Here is a 15,394-nt window from a genome sequence, read left to right on the forward strand (position 1 = left end):
ACAAGGCATTAACGGATGCAAAGTGTAAAAGATTTCTCCTCACACCATTTCACAAGCCTTCCCACTGTTCGTTCGAAAGGACATGATTTATTTAGGATTGGGATCAGTCTGAGCTTATCAAAGACTTGTAAAGGCGGTTAATGGTTCGACAGGCTCACCATGACATTTAGAATTACTTCTCATACAACTCCAGTGGCAGGCCATCCGGGTCGGTAAAGAAGGTAAAGCGCTTGCCGGTACATTCATCTATACGGATAGGTTCGGTTATCACCTCGTATTCGTTGAGGTGGAAAACGGCCTCATCGATATCATTAACTTCAAAAGCTAAATGGCGCAAACCTAAAGCTTCGGGTTGTGAGGGCCTTGCGGGTGGTGGGCCCGGAAATGAAAAAAGCTCGATCTGGTATAGTCCGTTGACTTCCAGATCAAGCTTATATGATCTTCTTGCTTCGCGATATACCTCGCGAACTATTGTAAATCCAAGTACTTCTGCATAGAAACGTTTAGACCGCTCATAATCTGAACAGATGATAGCAATATGATGTATCCTGTTCAGCTTCAGCATATTATTCGTCGCCTAAAATTACATGAAGTACATTGTCATGTACCATTTTAATATCGGTGATATTGCCAAACAGCTCATCGTCGATAGTAGTGTTACCAATGCCATTAACGGTACCTAACAGGCTAAATTCAACTTCGCTGGTGGCCATCATTTCAATGAAACGTTCCTGATCATCTGGTGCAACACTCACTACTACCCTGCCTTGTGCTTCGCCGAAAAGGAAGGCATCTTTACGGATGCTGCTATCACTTTCGATATCAAAGCCCAAGCCGTTTGGCATAGCCGATTCCACCAGGGCAATATATAAACCGCCATCAGCCACATCATGTGCCGACTGTACAACTTTATGCTTAATTAATTGCTTAATTACCTGATGCATGGCGTATTCCTTATCTATATCAAAATAAGGCGCCGGTGCTTTTAATATTTTATGGTACGATGCCAGGTATTGTGATGACGCGATATCGTTTTGTGATTCACCAATAAGGTAAATTAAGTCACCCGGCTGTTTAAAGTCAAGCGTCATTAAGTTATCCTGATCGTCCATTACACCCAACATACCAATGGTTGGCGTAGGGAACACCGGGCCTTCATCTGATGATTGGTTGTAGAAACTTACGTTACCACCGGTTACCGGAGTTTCGAATTTTGTACAGGCTTCGCCCATCCCTTTTATGGCGCCAACAAACTGCCAGTAAACTTCGGGTTTGTATGGGTTACCAAAGTTAAGGCAGTTGGTAATTGCTACCGGCTCGCCACCTGCGCAGGTAATGTTACGTGCAGCTTCGGCAACAGCAATGGCTGTACCCTTTTGCGGGTCGGCATATACGTAGCGCGAGTTACAATCGCATGTTAAAACAATAGCTTTATTGGTCTCTTTAACCGCCACCACAGCCGCATCGCTTGGGCGATTGGTGGTCATAGTTGAAGTACCGATCATAGAATCGTACTGATCAGTCACCCAACGCTTAGATGCCAGGTTAGCATGACCAATAAGGTGCTCGGCCACATCAACTAAGTTGGCAGGCTCGGCAACGTCTTCTATTTTAAATTTTTGGTTTTCGGCAAAATAAGCAGGTTCGCGGTATTCGCGCTCGTAAACAGGGGCACCGCCACCTAATACAAGGTCATCCGCAGGTACGTCCGCTACCTTCACGCCGTTCATAAAGTATTCCAGGCGTTGGGTATCGGTTACTTCACCAATAATGGCGCAGTTCAGATCCCATTTATCAAATACAGCCTCAACAAGGGCTTCTTTACCTTTTTCAACCACAATAAGCATACGCTCCTGAGATTCGGAAAGCAAGATCTCGTATGGTTTCATGTTCTCCTGGCGCATAGGCACACGATCAAGGTGAATGATCATACCATGCTCGCCTTTGGCGCTCATTTCAGAGTTTGAGCAGATAATACCTGCCGCACCCATATCCTGCATACCAACAACAGCGCCGGTTTTAATTACTTCTAATGTAGCTTCCAGCAATAGTTTTTCCTGGAAAGGGTCGCCTACCTGTACGGCAGGCAAATCGTTAACAGAATCTTCGGTGATATCTTTTGATGCGAAAGCCGCGCCGTGAATACCATCTTTACCGGTTGCAGAACCTACTATATAAACCGGGTTGCCCACACCATAAGATGTAGCAGAAACAGTTTCGCCAGCTTTTACAATACCTGCCGAGAAAGCATTAACCAGTGGGTTAATGTTATAGCATTCGTCAAAGAAAAGCTCGCCGCCAACAGTTGGAATACCAAAGGCATTACCGTAATGGCTGATACCCTTTACCACGCCTTTAACAAGCCATTTGGTTTTATCCAAACTAAGATCGCCAAAACGCAACGAGTTCATTTGCGCGATAGGCCTTGCACCCATCGTAAATATATCGCGATTTATACCGCCTACACCTGTTGCAGCTCCCTGGTATGGTTCCAGTGCCGAAGGGTGGTTATGTGATTCAATTTTAAAGGCGCAACCAATACCATCGCCAAGGTCAACCAATCCGGCGTTTTCTTCGCCTGCCTTAGCCAGCATACGCGGACTATCTTTAGGCAAGGTTTTAAGCCAGGTGATAGAATTTTTGTAAGAACAGTGCTCGCTCCACATTACCGCGAAAATAGAAAGCTCGGTAAAGTTGGGTACGCGGCCCATTATCTCATTTATACGTTCAAATTCTTCGGGTAAAAGTCCCAGATCGCGGGCGGTTTCAACGGTGGTTAATTCCTGATTCTCCAATGTACTGTTGTTTATTTTGAAAGGATGCGCAAAATTAGCAAAAAAGGCTTAAAACAGAAAGGAAAAAGCAAAGGATTAGCTAAATACCGAACAAGGATTACAACATCTCAAAGACTATTTTTCAATACCCCTTTGTACAAAAAATGGCGATGGAAATAATTCCATCGCCATAACACATTTACACAAATCATTTATTTTATCCCTACGCCTCTTCCCTATTCGCTCAATTGAAAATTCATTGGTATAGAATACCTTACCCGTACCGGATTGCCGTTTTGAATGCCGGGCTTCCAGGGTTTGGCTAATTTTAGTACGCGCAAAGCTTCTTCATCCATGCCATAGCCTACACCACGCACTACTGTAATATCGGTTAGCCGGCCATCTTTCTCAATCACAAAACTTACAATTACCCGGCCGCCGATACCTGCTTCTTGCGCGGCAGCAGGAAATCTCAAATTACGGTTTAAAAATTTAGACCAGGCGTCTAAACCACCTACCGGTTGCGGCATCACCTCAACATTAATATATTCCTTATTATCGTTTGAAGTTGGCTCAACGCCTGTACCACCTAAATCAACGGGGCCAGGATCAACCATTTGCTGCTGCCCGCCTTTACCTTCTGTGGTTACGGATGCTATTTCCCTGTTGCTTAGCTCATCCATTTTTGGGGGATCTGTTGGAACATCATTTGGCACAACCCTAAATGCTGTATATTTAATACTTGGCGCTGCAGGCTGGGGTTTTGCGGCCGCAGGTTCAACGGGAATCTCTATTTTTTTATCCGGCTTTACCGGCGGCGGGGTTAACGGGCGAAGTTCCACATCAATATATGGTTCAATAACACCAGGAGCTTTACCAACAGCATAAGTATACGTTACAGATGCTGCTACAATTATGGTAAAGGCAATTAACATGGCCTTCACCATGTTTAAACCATAATGTTGCCTCAATTCAAAAGCACCATAAGATTTGTTACGATCGGCGAATACAAGCTCGAGCCACTCGGGATTGTATAAATTAAGTTTTGTGTTTAGCATAGCGTTTGAAATTTAATTTTACTAATTAACGCATTTGCCAAATAATATGTTGTATAAATTTGAACTTTTACGAATAAATGAATAGAATATGCCATTAAATACAATTTTAATATTGCTATTGTATCTTTATTACAAATTATATTTGGTACAGGAAGATTATTTTGCTGTGATACCTACCAGTTTTCGGTAGATATCTTCTTGATAGACTCTGCTTTTTTAGCTGCAGGCTGTTTATCTATCGCTGATTTTAGCTTTACGCCTGTGCTAATGCAGAAGCTGCCTATTTGGTCAAGATAATTATCGGTTTCCTTTTTCCCGTATTTGGCCGTCATCTTTTCTAACGGAACTTCTATCCCCGGGATGGGAACCATATTGCCAAAGCGATCGCGTTGGTAGGGTATAAATACAAAGTTGCTTATGCGGTAGCGATATCTTTGATCTTTAGTTTGGATATTAATAGTATAATTGATTTGGCCACCCTCCTTTTTCATTAATGATACACCTGTATACACCAAAAATTTACCCGATGTATTCAAGGTATTTTCTGCCTGGCCTTTGGCAGGCCTGGCAGATGGGTTAAATGCTGTTGCAAAGTCCCAGCCGCGTTTATACAAAGTATCGGCAGTCAACCCTGGTTTATCAATAACCCGGTAATAGATATAGTTGTTACCCTCATCAAAAGCTAACGAATCTTTTTGTGCCGATGCTACCTGCACACACAATAAACAAACAAGGCTAAAAAATACTTTTTTCATATTATAAAGATAAGCCATCCGCAGGAACTACGGATGGCTTATAAAAAATCAGATGTTTAAACCTAAATTAGAATGCGTATACCGCAGCAAGTACAAATTGTGATGCATTTTTAGTTGGCGCGCCGCTTTTGCTAATAAAGCCATCGTTCACGCTTTTATTGTTATCAAACCTAAACTCAGGAATTACGGTCAACGGACCCGCTTTTATATTTGCTGTTACAGTTGTTGCAAATACTGAGCTACCCGGGGTCGGGCCAAAAGTTGGATAATCGCCTGTTTTAGTTTTAAAATACTCACCTCTTAAACCTAAAGTCACGTCTTTAGATACTGCAAGTTGCGGATATAAAGCTACGCCTGTAAAACCACCGGTACCAACTGCATCTGCAGCTTTAAAAGTGGCGGCGTTTAGGCCTAATTTAAAGGCATCAGTAATTTGGTAGCTGGTGGTTAAATCAAACTCGGTACCAGACAGTTTACCGGTTAATACATTTAAATAAGCTGTCCAGCCGGTTACAGGTGCAACCATTAATTGTGCACCAAAAGTATTTACCTGATTTACAGATGTATAATAGTTCCATGAATCGTTAAAGATACCGGCCATTAAACTAACCTTGCTTGTAAAAGCATAAGTTGCTTTAAAGCCCGGGTTTTGGAACGGACCATTGGTAAACAGATACGAGGTTGAATAATTGAAGTTACCAACCGGGCTAATCACTTCATAACCCATAAATGTTGCCATATAACCACCTGTTAAATTAAATTTATCGGTTACATCATATGATACATATAAATTCTGGATATGGAAGCTATTGCCATCATCACCGTTTGGTATTGATTGCGCCTGACCACGAGGACCAAAAGACAATTCGCCAACAAAAGCGGCTTTACCTACTTTTTTCTTCAAAGCCAGGTCTATCATACCAATTGATACAGAATTATTATCTGATGCAAAGCTGGTAGGTAAATTACTGTGTTTTGAAAAATCGTACTTGTAATAAGTATCTACCGAACCCGAGATCATCAATGGCGGATCTGCTTTTGTAGTATCCTGTGCACTCGCTGCGAATACCGAAGCAACAAAGAATGATAAGAGTAAAAGTCTTTTTTTCATAATAAGGGATTTAAATTTTTGTTATTAGTTATGTTAGTTTAATTGTTTGCTGTTTTCAAGAGCACATATCTGTAAATTATGATAATATTCATAATTGAACCCCATTAGCGCCATTCAGTAATTATGTTTATTTAAAAACTATGTAAAATAATCAATGAAACATTATAAATTTTAATAAAAAACGACATTTCTATTAATTATTTACTAATTACACAATAAAAATTCACAAAAACAAACATTATTTTCAATAAAACAATAAATTATATAATATTTTATCAACAAAACATAAAATATCAATCAATTATTCACAAAAACAAATTATAAATTGATAAATATTCGATAAAAACCATTCTTTATTTGGCACCATTAAAGAATAACAGACAATAATTTCAAACTGGTAATAAATAAATGCCTCTTCGGTACATATTTTTACTTATACCATAACAACCTTTGTATTTTTAACGGATTTATGTTAACAAAACATAAATCTTTATAAAACCCTAACTATTTTAAATGATTTTATAATTTTGGGCTGAAACCAATTAAGTATCATCATGCCCAACATCCGTTTTCAAGCCTTAAGGGCTGTGTTAAACCGTGAGATCCCGGAAACCAAACTCCCTTCATCAAAAATATCCGACTACTTCGGGGTAAATGTTTTTGATAAACAAAAAATGAAGGAATTTCTTTCTAACGATGCGTACAGCGTAATTATCGATTCTATTGATAATGGTGTGCCTATCCCCCGTGATATGGCCGAGCAGGTAGCATCGTCTATGCGATCTTGGGCAATGGGTAAAGGTGCAACGCATTATACGCATTGGTTTCAGCCGCTTACAGGCACTACTGCCGAAAAACACGATGCCTTTTTTGAACCAACTGCCGATGGTGGCGCAATTGAACGCTTTAGCGGCGATGCGCTGGCACAGCAGGAACCTGATGCATCCAGTTTCCCCAGCGGTGGCATCCGTAACACATTCGAAGCACGTGGTTATACAGCCTGGGACCCATCGTCGCCGGCCTTTATAATAGGTCGTACACTTTGTATCCCTACCGTGTTTGTATCCTACACCGGCGAAGCGCTTGATTATAAGGTACCATTGCTAAAAGCTTTAAGTGCCCTAGATAAGGCAGCAGTTGATGTTTGCCACTATTTTGATAAAAGCATAGAAAAAGTAAATGCATCGTTAGGTATTGAGCAAGAGTACTTTTTGGTTGATATCGCCCTGTTTAATGCCCGCCCAGATCTATTCCTTACCGGTCGCACGCTATTCGGCCACATGTCTGCCAAAAACCAGCAACTGGAAGATCATTATTTTGGATCGATACCAAGCAGGGTTTACGCCTTTATGCAGGAAATGGAAACCGAAGCCTTACAATTAGGTATCCCATTAAAAACCCGCCACAACGAGGTTGCCCCATCACAGTTTGAGTGCGCCCCTGTTTATGAAGAAATAAACCTGGCTATAGATCATAATCAACTTTTGATGGATATTATGGATAGGGTTGCCAAACGCCATCACTTTAAAGTATTACTGCACGAGAAACCTTATGCAGGTATAAACGGTTCGGGCAAGCACAATAACTGGTCGTTAATAACCAATACAGGCAAAAACCTGTTATCGCCAGGCAAAACGCCAAAAAATAACCTGATGTTCCTTACCTTTTTTGTGAACACTATAAAAGCTGTTCATGAACATGCCGACCTGTTAAGAGCTTCCATCGCATCAGTAAATAACGATCACCGTTTGGGTGCTAACGAAGCCCCTCCTGCTATTATATCTATATTCCTGGGCAGTCAGCTTAGTGAGGTTTTAGATGAGATAGATACATCGCGTTTAAGCAAAAAAATAAAAGAGGAAAACTCGTTATGGCAGGGCATCCCTAAAATACCGCAGATATTAAAGGATAATACTGATCGTAACCGTACATCGCCATTCGCGTTCACGGGGAATAAATTTGAACTGCGTGCGGTTGGCTCATCGGCTAACTCGGCCAGCCCAATGACCATCCTGAACCTGATAATGGCCGATCAGCTTAAAAAATTCAAGATTGATGTTGATAAACTGATCAAAAAAGGCGAAAAGAAAGATGTAGCCCTGATGACCATTATTAAACGCTACATTAAAGAATCGAGAAACATACGTTTTGAGGGCAATGGTTACAGCGAAGAATGGGAAAAAGAAGCCGAAAGCAGAGGTTTGGCTAATATTAAAACTACGCCCAAAGCATTAGATGCCTTTATCACAGAAAAAGCCGAGGAGCTTTTTGCCGAAACAGGTGTATTCACTAAACGCGAAGCACACGCCCGCCACGAGATTTTGCTCGACAGCTTTTACAAGAAGTTACAAATAGAAGCCCGTGTTATTGGCGAACTGGTAATGAACGTTATTATACCGGCCGCTATAGCTTATCAATCTAAATTAATTGAGAACGTTAAGGGGTTAAAAGACCTTGGCCTTGATAAAAGCACCTACGCTGCACAGCTTGATATTATTAACCAGATAGCCGAGCATGTTAACTTTATTAAGGATAACGTTAGCCAAATGATAAACGAGCGTAAAAAGGCAAATGTTATTGAAGACCTGCGCGATCGTGCTATTGATTATGACGAGAAGGTAAAAAGCTATTTCCAGCCGATACGTTATCACGTTGATAAACTGGAACAAGTGGTTGATGATTCACTTTGGCCGCTGCCTAAGTTTAGAGAGCTGCTATTTATAAAATAATAAGATTTAACCCGGATTACATAAGATAGAACACAACTGTATGTAATCCGGGTTTATTTTTCCTTATCGTTGACTTTATCAGTTACGATATTTTCTTCTTCGATATCTTTGGGCATTTCCTCTTGCTCCTCTTGATGATCAAGCTCTTTTATATACTGCATTTTAAGGTGGTCATATAGCGAATGCTTATCTATTATTATGGATACCAGACTGGCCACCATTCCCGCTAATATCAGGTGAAATATAACGCTATGCCTGTCTGTCATTTCCAAAACCAATATTACCGAAGTAAACGGCGACCGGGTAACACCTGTTAAAAAGCCAACCATCCCAGCCAGTATCAACAAGTTTGAGTTGGCATCAGATAAATGAAACCACCCCGAAACCAATGAGCCCACGCTGGCGCCCGCTGCCAATGCAGGGGCAAAAATACCACCAGATGCACCTGTGGTAAATGACAATAAAGGCCCGGCAATACGTAATAATGGTGTATACCAAACCGAATATTTAGACGAGGTAAACAAGGTGGTCTGCATAAGCTCTTTACCAGATCCTAATATGCCCTTATCAATAAAGAAAGCAATGCCTGCCATGATAACAGCACAACCTGTTACGTAAATTACATGGTGATAAGTGAATTTAAACCTGGCTTTCCAGGCAAATATGACCAATATCAGCTTTGACATGGAGCTGCCCAATAACCCCGATATTACTGCCACAAGCAATACCCCTGAAAATATGTACGGTGATAAATTATCAATTTTAGGATAACCAAGGTATAAGTAAGGGCCTAATAACGCCTGTGCGGTTAACCCCGCAATAATTACAGATGAAAATATCGCCGTTTTAAAATAGCTAAAATGTGTTTTGGTAAGCTCTTCAATGGCAAATACAATACCACCCAATGGCGTATTAAATGCGGCGGCAAGCCCTGCGGCAGCACCGGTAACTATCATATTACGTTTGGCAATTTTTGGCCACCACTTGGGTAAAACACCGTATACTATTTTAAATACCGAGGCAGCTATTTGAATAGTTGGGCCTTCGCGGCCAATTGCCCCGCCACCCAGTGCCATTACCAGGCTCGACATTACTTTTACCAATATTACTTTTACACTTAAAAATCTGTTTATTTTTTCGCTTTTCCCCGGGCTTGATAATTGTATGGCTGCCATAACCTGCGGTATGCCACTCCCTTTTGCATAAGGAGACATCTTTTTCACGATCCACCATGCTATTAAAAAACAAAGCGGCATCAAAATAAAAAGGAGCCAGTTGTGTCGGCCAATTATATAGCCGGTTAAATTTTCGGCGGCTAAAAACAGTTTAGTATATAAAACAGCGGCCAGGCCTGTAATTATCGATGCTATCCAAAAGGGAATGGCTGTTAATGCATTCCTTTTTAAGTTTTCGTTTCGTATCCTGTCAAAAGATTTTTTTAGTTGTAGTCTGAGCCAGTAGATAAACCTCATATATTTTATGATCTGCCATACATCAAGAAAAATTAATGCTTAACAGTTTAAGAATTAAACAAAGATACAAATCAGTAGTCAAGGAAATATGATTAAGCAGTATATTTGCCCATGACTTCTCCGCAAAGATATGATCAACGGGGCGTATCTGCATCTAAAGATGATGTACATAATGCCATTAAAAACATTGATAAAGGGATTTTCCCAAAAGCATTCTGTAAAATAGTACCCGATATTTTAACCAACGACCCCGAGTATTGCAACATTATGCATGCCGATGGCGCAGGTACAAAATCGTCATTAGCTTATACCTACTGGAAAGAAACCGGTGATATATCTGTTTGGCGCGGCATTGCACAGGATGCTATTATTATGAACCTTGATGACCTGCTTTGCGTGGGCGCTACCGATAATATCCTTCTATCATCAACCATTGGCAGGAACAAAAACCTTATACCCGGCGAAGTGATAGCCGCTATTATTAATGGCACTGAAGAAATATTAGCCGAACTGCGTGATGCCGGTATAGGCATATACTCTACCGGTGGCGAAACTGCTGACGTAGGCGACTTGGTGCGCACAATCATTGTAGACTCTACCGTAACCTGCCGCATGAAACGTGCCGATGTAATATCGAACGACCGCATAAAACCCGGCGATTTGATAGTAGGCCTTGCATCATACGGACAAGCAACATATGAGAAAGAATATAACGGTGGTATGGGATCTAACGGCTTAACCTCTGCCCGCCATGATGTGTTTAACAAAACCATCGCCGATAAATACAGCGAGAGCTTTGACCCTGCAGTACCGCAAGACCTGGTATTTAGCGGCAGCAAAACCCTTACCGATAAAATTGACATAGGCAATGGCGAAAGCATAACCGCGGGTAAACTGGTACTATCTGCAACACGTACTTATGCCCCTATCATTAAAACCATTTTAGATAAATATCGCAGCCAGGTAAATGGCATGGTGCATTGTAGCGGTGGCGCGCAAACCAAGGTATTGCACTTTATAGATAACCTGCATATTATTAAAGATAACCTGTTCCCTATTCCACCGCTGTTTAAGCTAATACAGGAAGAATCAAACACTAGTTGGCAGGAAATGTACAAAGTGTTTAACATGGGCCACCGTATGGAGCTTTATGTGCCTCAGGAGATCGCTGAGGATATCATAGCTATATCAAAAAGTTTTGGCGTAGATGCCCAGGTAATAGGCCGCGTAGAAGCTGCCGATAAAAAGCAGGTAACGGTAACTTCGCCATACGGGGAGTTTGTTTACAACTAATTTAAAAAATCCTTTATAACAAGAAAGCCTCCCAGTTTGGGAGGCTTTCTTCGTTTTAGTAATTATTTATAAGTATCATTATTTCGCAAAAAAAGGCCGGGGTAATTCCCCCGGGCCTTTGCTTTATTCAAAATCAATGCTCTATAAAGCAGCTGTTTTAAAGAATGAAAGTGCAGTAAAAACTGAATTTTTGCTGCCATCTTTATTGTAGGCAGTTGCCCTAACACTGTAAGTTTTACCTGCGGCTAAGCCTAATGAATTTAATTTCAACAAGATAGTACCTGCCATTACTGTTGTATTTGGATAGGTGGTTTCTTGTGGTGTAGCTGTAATAGTATGTACCACAACTGCCGGTTTAGCCGGTGTGGTTTCCGTAGCAGGTATTGCTGGTGTAGATGTAGCATCATTACCATTCCATGTAGCAAAGTTAACAGTTGTTAACACAGGAGACGCGGCGGTAGTACCATCTAATATCTCTAATTTAAAAGCACCTGGTTCCTGGTTAGTAAGCGTAGCACCAAAGTTTAATAATAAAGTATTGGCTGTGTTACCAGATATCACAAAAGGGCCTACCTGCTGATAACCAAGGCTGCTTAATTGTATAGCCGGTAACTTTGGCTCAATACCTGCAACATCGGCTTCTTTTGTACAGCTAAACATGGTTAATGTAACCAGGGCAGCTAATACGATATTTATATATTTTTTCATTTTTTTTATTTTAAATGTTTAACAATATCAACTGCTAATTAGAATATGTATTTAGCACCAATTAATAAACTCCAGGTGGTAGCTGCAGTAGTAGCATCTACATATGGTGTAGTAACTAATTTACCGTTAAGCTGACGCATTTGGTAAGTTGGTACATTGGTATTAGCATCTGTACTAACATAGCTTAGCGGGTTGGTATAGGTAATTTGTTTTTGTATACCCCAGTTTTTGTTTAACAAGTTTGGCAAGTTGATAACCACAGCACTAAGTTGTAATGTATGTTTCTGGCCGCCTGCCATGATGTAAAAATCTTGTAAGATATTTGCATCGATACGGTTGTACCATGGCAAGAAAGCAGCATTACGTTGTGCGTATTGGCCTCTGTGGCTGTTTAGGTATGGTGTATTTTTGATGAATTGCTCTAAAGCAGCAGCCTGTTGTGCCGGAGTGTAAGTAGTAACAACACCGTTAACAGTAGCATTGTACTGAGTGAAAGTTAACTCGCTTGCTTTTTTAGGGATGTACATCAAATCGGCACTAACACCATCATTGTTTAAATCGCCGTTAACAGTGTAGCTGATTGGGGTGCTACCTGCCTGGCCCTGGTAAAATAAACCGATAGTAGTAGCAGCATGGTTTAAGTAGTTAAACCTGTAAGATGCAGAAGCAACTATACGGTGAGGCACGTAAAAGCTGGTGTAACCACTTTCTACATCGTTAGTAGTACCAACATTAGCAGTTGACGACCAAACGTTTGTAGCAGTTGTACCAGAGGTAGAGAAAGCTTCTTTAGCTTGGGTATAAGTATATGCTGCTGTTGCAGAGAAACCACCTGTAAAGGTTTTAGCAATTTGTGCTGTTAAAGAAGTTGCATAACCCTGGTTAGTGTTTTCTAAAACAATTGCAGAGTTAAGCGCCGGGTATATATTCCTGTCAGCAGATGAACCTGTGTAACGTGGCCTTGAAAGGTCGCCTTCAACCAATACACCGGTAGGCGATTTTAAGTTAGCGTTACGCATTCTAACCGCGTTGATATCTTTGGTATATAAACCTTCTAACGTAGCTGTGAAGCCATTACCAAGGTTTTTCTCAACCGCTAAGTTAGTTCTGAATACTTGTGGGAACTTAAAGTTACGGTCAATTAAAACAGTTGCAGACTGGATTGATGTACCGGCAGCTTGTGGGAATAAATTAGCGTAAACGCTTGGATCAGCATTTAATTTAATGTTTGCCAATTGTTCTGCTGTAGCAACACCACCAAAGTTATACATGGCGCTGTTACTTGGGTTGTTAGTTAAGAAAACGTAAGGTATTTTACCGGTGAAGATACCAGTACCACCACGTATTACCAATGAGTTATCCTCAAGCAGGCTCCATCTGAAACCCATTCTTGGCGAAAGCAAAATTGGCGATTTTGGCCATAAGCCAGAGTTGTATGATTTTAAGTTACCGTTAGCATCAGGCAACAACAATGCAGACATTTGTGGGTTTTCTACCGGGTTCTCTAAATAAATGCTCTTATCAGCACGTAAGCCGTAAGTTAATTTAAAGTTAGGGCTAACAGCATATTCATCCTGTGCATATAAGCTTATTGTACCAACCTTTAGGTTTGCAGAGTATACTTTATCAACACCCGGAATTAACGAGTAGTTGTAAGTAAACTGTACCGGAGGAGCATCAGCTAAGAAATCGCTTAATGAGTTATAGATATATGAACCTGCTGCACCCGGCATAAACGCATTACCTACTCTTTGGTACTCGTAGTTAATACCGCCGGTGATAGTATGTTTACCTGCGTAATAGGTTAAGTTGTCGTAAATGCTATAGGTATCGTCAATAACCTCGTTGTATTTAGTGTACGGGTCAGAACCTGCAGTAATGTAGTTATTACCTTTACCATCATAGATATCTATGGTTGGGAAAGTTTCGCCTTTAGTGGTACGTGGGTTACCGTATTTCTTAAATGTAGCTAATAACTGGTTAGAGAATTTAGAGCTGATGCTGCTGTTTAACTCAACAGTACCGGTTGTTACTTTATTTAAGAAACCATAGTTAGAGTTTTCGAAAGCAATTGACTGGTTGCTGTAACGAGCGTTAACCAAACCGCCGCTACCACGGTTAATAAAGCCTCCATTTCCGTTTGTTACAGAATATGCAGCATTATTAGGGGTACTTGTACCGTTAACAGTTTGGTCGCTTGTAGCTTTTAAGTAGCTGTATTTAACAGTTAACTTATTTTTATCGTTGATGTTCCAGTCTAACTTTAATAAATATTTGGTGTTTTTAGGCTTAAAAGCATCAAAATTGTCAAATTCACCCGGGTTATAAGAATAGTTATCTCTAAGATGTTTCTGTACTGCTTCTAAATCGGTTTTAGGCGTAGCAGCTATAGTACCTAAACCAGAGCCACCTGTTGGAGAATACGCGATACCCGGAGCGGTTGAAGTTTCTTTTTCAAAGTTGGCGAAGAAGAATAATTTGTTTTTGATGATTGGGCCGCCAAAAGTAGCACCATAAGTTTTGGTACTTGCTTTAGCTACGTTAGCGCCAATAAAGTTATCGCGGATATACTGACCGTTAAAAGATTGGTCTTTGTAGTAGGTATAAGCAGACCCGTGGAATGTGTTGGTACCGCTTTTTGTTGTAGCGTAGATACCAGCACCGGTAAAGCCCGACTGCCTAACATCAAACGGAGCAATGTTTATCGAAAGCTCATCATAAGTTTCGATAGAGATTGGCTGTGCATCACCACCCGGTAAAAGGGAAGATGATGTACCGAAAGTGTTGTTAAGGTTAGCACCATCAACAGTTACACTGTTTAAACGTGCATCACGGCCTGCAAAACTTGTACCTGTAGATTGTGGCGTTAAACGCGTAAAATCTGTAATACTCCTTGAAAAAGTAGGTAAAGTAGAAAGCGCTGTTCTGTTTACGTTTGTACTTGCACCCGCTTTAGCGGTTACAACACGCCTGCTTGAAGTAACGGTTACAGCCTGTAACTCCAAACCTGTTTCTGATAAGGTTGAGTTGAAAATGTAAGGCTGGCCTAATTGTAATGTAATATCGCTAACTGTAGCTTTATTAAAACCAATAAAGCTAACCTCAACAGTGTACGGACCGCCAACACGCATACCCGGTATGTTGAACAAGCCGTCTTTGTTTGAGGCAGCAGAATACACAGTTCCTGATGGAACGTGAGTTGCCTTTATAGTTGCTCCGGGTAAAGTAATACCCTTGGCATCTTTAATGGTACCTGTCATGCTACTTGATGTTACCTGTGCAAAGGAAACAACAGCAGTAAACAGGGAAATGATTAAGAGAAGTAAATGTTTTCTCATGTTTGTCTTTTTTGTTAACTGTTAAGTGAATTATCGTTAAGTAAATTATGCCGCAAAGATATAGAATAGAGATATTCCCTATATTAAGTTAATGTTAATAATATTTATATACTTTTCAACACTTTACACGTTCTTTAACCAAAAATGAAATTTAGA

Annotated in this window: 10 protein-coding genes; 2 read left to right on the forward strand and 8 right to left on the reverse strand. The window is 40.7% G+C overall.

All coding sequences use genetic code 11. The annotated features are described in order from the left end of the window. Nucleotides 1-172 precede the first annotated feature (172 nt). From gloA2 to NPE20_RS05650, 5 genes are all read right to left on the reverse strand, one after another. Nucleotides 173-565, reverse strand: coding sequence for an SMU1112c/YaeR family gloxylase I-like metalloprotein (gene gloA2 / locus NPE20_RS05630; RefSeq protein WP_256537629.1), 393 nt, complete (start codon nucleotides 563-565; stop codon nucleotides 173-175). Nucleotide 566: 1 nt separating this feature from the next. Further along, nucleotides 567-2,795, reverse strand: coding sequence for a phosphoribosylformylglycinamidine synthase subunit PurL (gene purL / locus NPE20_RS05635; RefSeq protein WP_256537631.1), 2,229 nt, complete (start codon nucleotides 2,793-2,795; stop codon nucleotides 567-569). A gap of 215 nt (nucleotides 2,796-3,010) precedes the next feature. Next, the gene (locus NPE20_RS05640; RefSeq protein ID WP_256537632.1) at nucleotides 3,011-3,832 is read right to left on the reverse strand and encodes an energy transducer TonB; all 822 of its coding nucleotides are present in this window, start codon (nucleotides 3,830-3,832) and stop codon (nucleotides 3,011-3,013) included. Between the two features lie 173 nt (nucleotides 3,833-4,005). Then, a complete protein-coding gene (locus NPE20_RS05645; protein WP_256537633.1) occupies nucleotides 4,006-4,587 on the reverse strand; it encodes a DUF4468 domain-containing protein in 582 nt (193 codons plus the stop codon). A 67-nt stretch (nucleotides 4,588-4,654) separates the two neighbouring features. Next, nucleotides 4,655-5,698: an outer membrane beta-barrel protein gene (locus NPE20_RS05650; protein WP_256537634.1), complete on the reverse strand. Its 1,044-nt coding sequence runs from the start codon at nucleotides 5,696-5,698 to the stop codon at nucleotides 4,655-4,657. Between the two features lie 554 nt (nucleotides 5,699-6,252). Between NPE20_RS05650 and NPE20_RS05655 the strand changes: the two genes are divergently transcribed. Beyond that, nucleotides 6,253-8,427 carry a glutamine synthetase III family protein gene (locus tag NPE20_RS05655; protein ID WP_256537635.1) on the forward strand — a complete coding sequence of 725 codons (2,175 nt, stop codon included), beginning with the start codon at nucleotides 6,253-6,255 and terminating at the stop codon, nucleotides 8,425-8,427. Nucleotides 8,428-8,480: 53 nt separating this feature from the next. Here the strand turns inward: NPE20_RS05655 and NPE20_RS05660 are convergent, their stop codons facing one another. Then, a complete protein-coding gene (locus NPE20_RS05660) occupies nucleotides 8,481-9,899 on the reverse strand; it encodes a chloride channel protein (protein WP_256537636.1) in 1,419 nt (472 codons plus the stop codon). Nucleotides 9,900-10,010: 111 nt separating this feature from the next. Here NPE20_RS05660 and NPE20_RS05665 point away from each other — a divergent pair, with 111 nt between their 5' ends. Continuing rightward, nucleotides 10,011-11,192, forward strand: coding sequence for an AIR synthase related protein (locus NPE20_RS05665; protein ID WP_256537637.1), 1,182 nt, complete (start codon nucleotides 10,011-10,013; stop codon nucleotides 11,190-11,192). A 141-nt stretch (nucleotides 11,193-11,333) separates the two neighbouring features. Here the strand turns inward: NPE20_RS05665 and NPE20_RS05670 are convergent, their stop codons facing one another. Continuing rightward, complete coding sequence (locus NPE20_RS05670; protein WP_256537638.1) at nucleotides 11,334-11,900, reverse strand: hypothetical protein; 567 nt, start codon at nucleotides 11,898-11,900, stop codon at nucleotides 11,334-11,336. Between the two features lie 38 nt (nucleotides 11,901-11,938). Then, nucleotides 11,939-15,238: a TonB-dependent receptor gene (locus NPE20_RS05675; RefSeq protein WP_256537639.1), complete on the reverse strand. Its 3,300-nt coding sequence runs from the start codon at nucleotides 15,236-15,238 to the stop codon at nucleotides 11,939-11,941. Nucleotides 15,239-15,394 lie beyond the last annotated feature (156 nt).

The organism is Mucilaginibacter aquariorum (genome assembly GCF_024498135.1).
Lineage (GTDB): Bacteria > Bacteroidota > Bacteroidia > Sphingobacteriales > Sphingobacteriaceae > Mucilaginibacter > Mucilaginibacter aquariorum.

What these genes read in the sequence shown, in the direction of transcription:
- gloA2 (WP_256537629.1), bottom strand. Translation starts at nt 565, where the DNA reads ATGCTGAAGCTGAACAGGATACATCATATTGCTATCATCTGTTCAGAT.
- NPE20_RS05640 (WP_256537632.1), bottom strand. Translation starts at nt 3,832, where the DNA reads ATGCTAAACACAAAACTTAATTTATACAATCCCGAGTGGCTCGAGCTT.
- NPE20_RS05645 (WP_256537633.1), bottom strand. Translation starts at nt 4,587, where the DNA reads ATGAAAAAAGTATTTTTTAGCCTTGTTTGTTTATTGTGTGTGCAGGTA.
- NPE20_RS05650 (WP_256537634.1), bottom strand. Translation starts at nt 5,698, where the DNA reads ATGAAAAAAAGACTTTTACTCTTATCATTCTTTGTTGCTTCGGTATTC.
- NPE20_RS05655 (WP_256537635.1), top strand. Translation starts at nt 6,253, where the DNA reads ATGCCCAACATCCGTTTTCAAGCCTTAAGGGCTGTGTTAAACCGTGAG.
- NPE20_RS05660 (WP_256537636.1), bottom strand. Translation starts at nt 9,899, where the DNA reads ATGAGGTTTATCTACTGGCTCAGACTACAACTAAAAAAATCTTTTGAC.
- NPE20_RS05665 (WP_256537637.1), top strand. Translation starts at nt 10,011, where the DNA reads ATGACTTCTCCGCAAAGATATGATCAACGGGGCGTATCTGCATCTAAA.
- NPE20_RS05670 (WP_256537638.1), bottom strand. Translation starts at nt 11,900, where the DNA reads ATGAAAAAATATATAAATATCGTATTAGCTGCCCTGGTTACATTAACC.
- NPE20_RS05675 (WP_256537639.1), bottom strand. Translation starts at nt 15,238, where the DNA reads ATGAGAAAACATTTACTTCTCTTAATCATTTCCCTGTTTACTGCTGTT.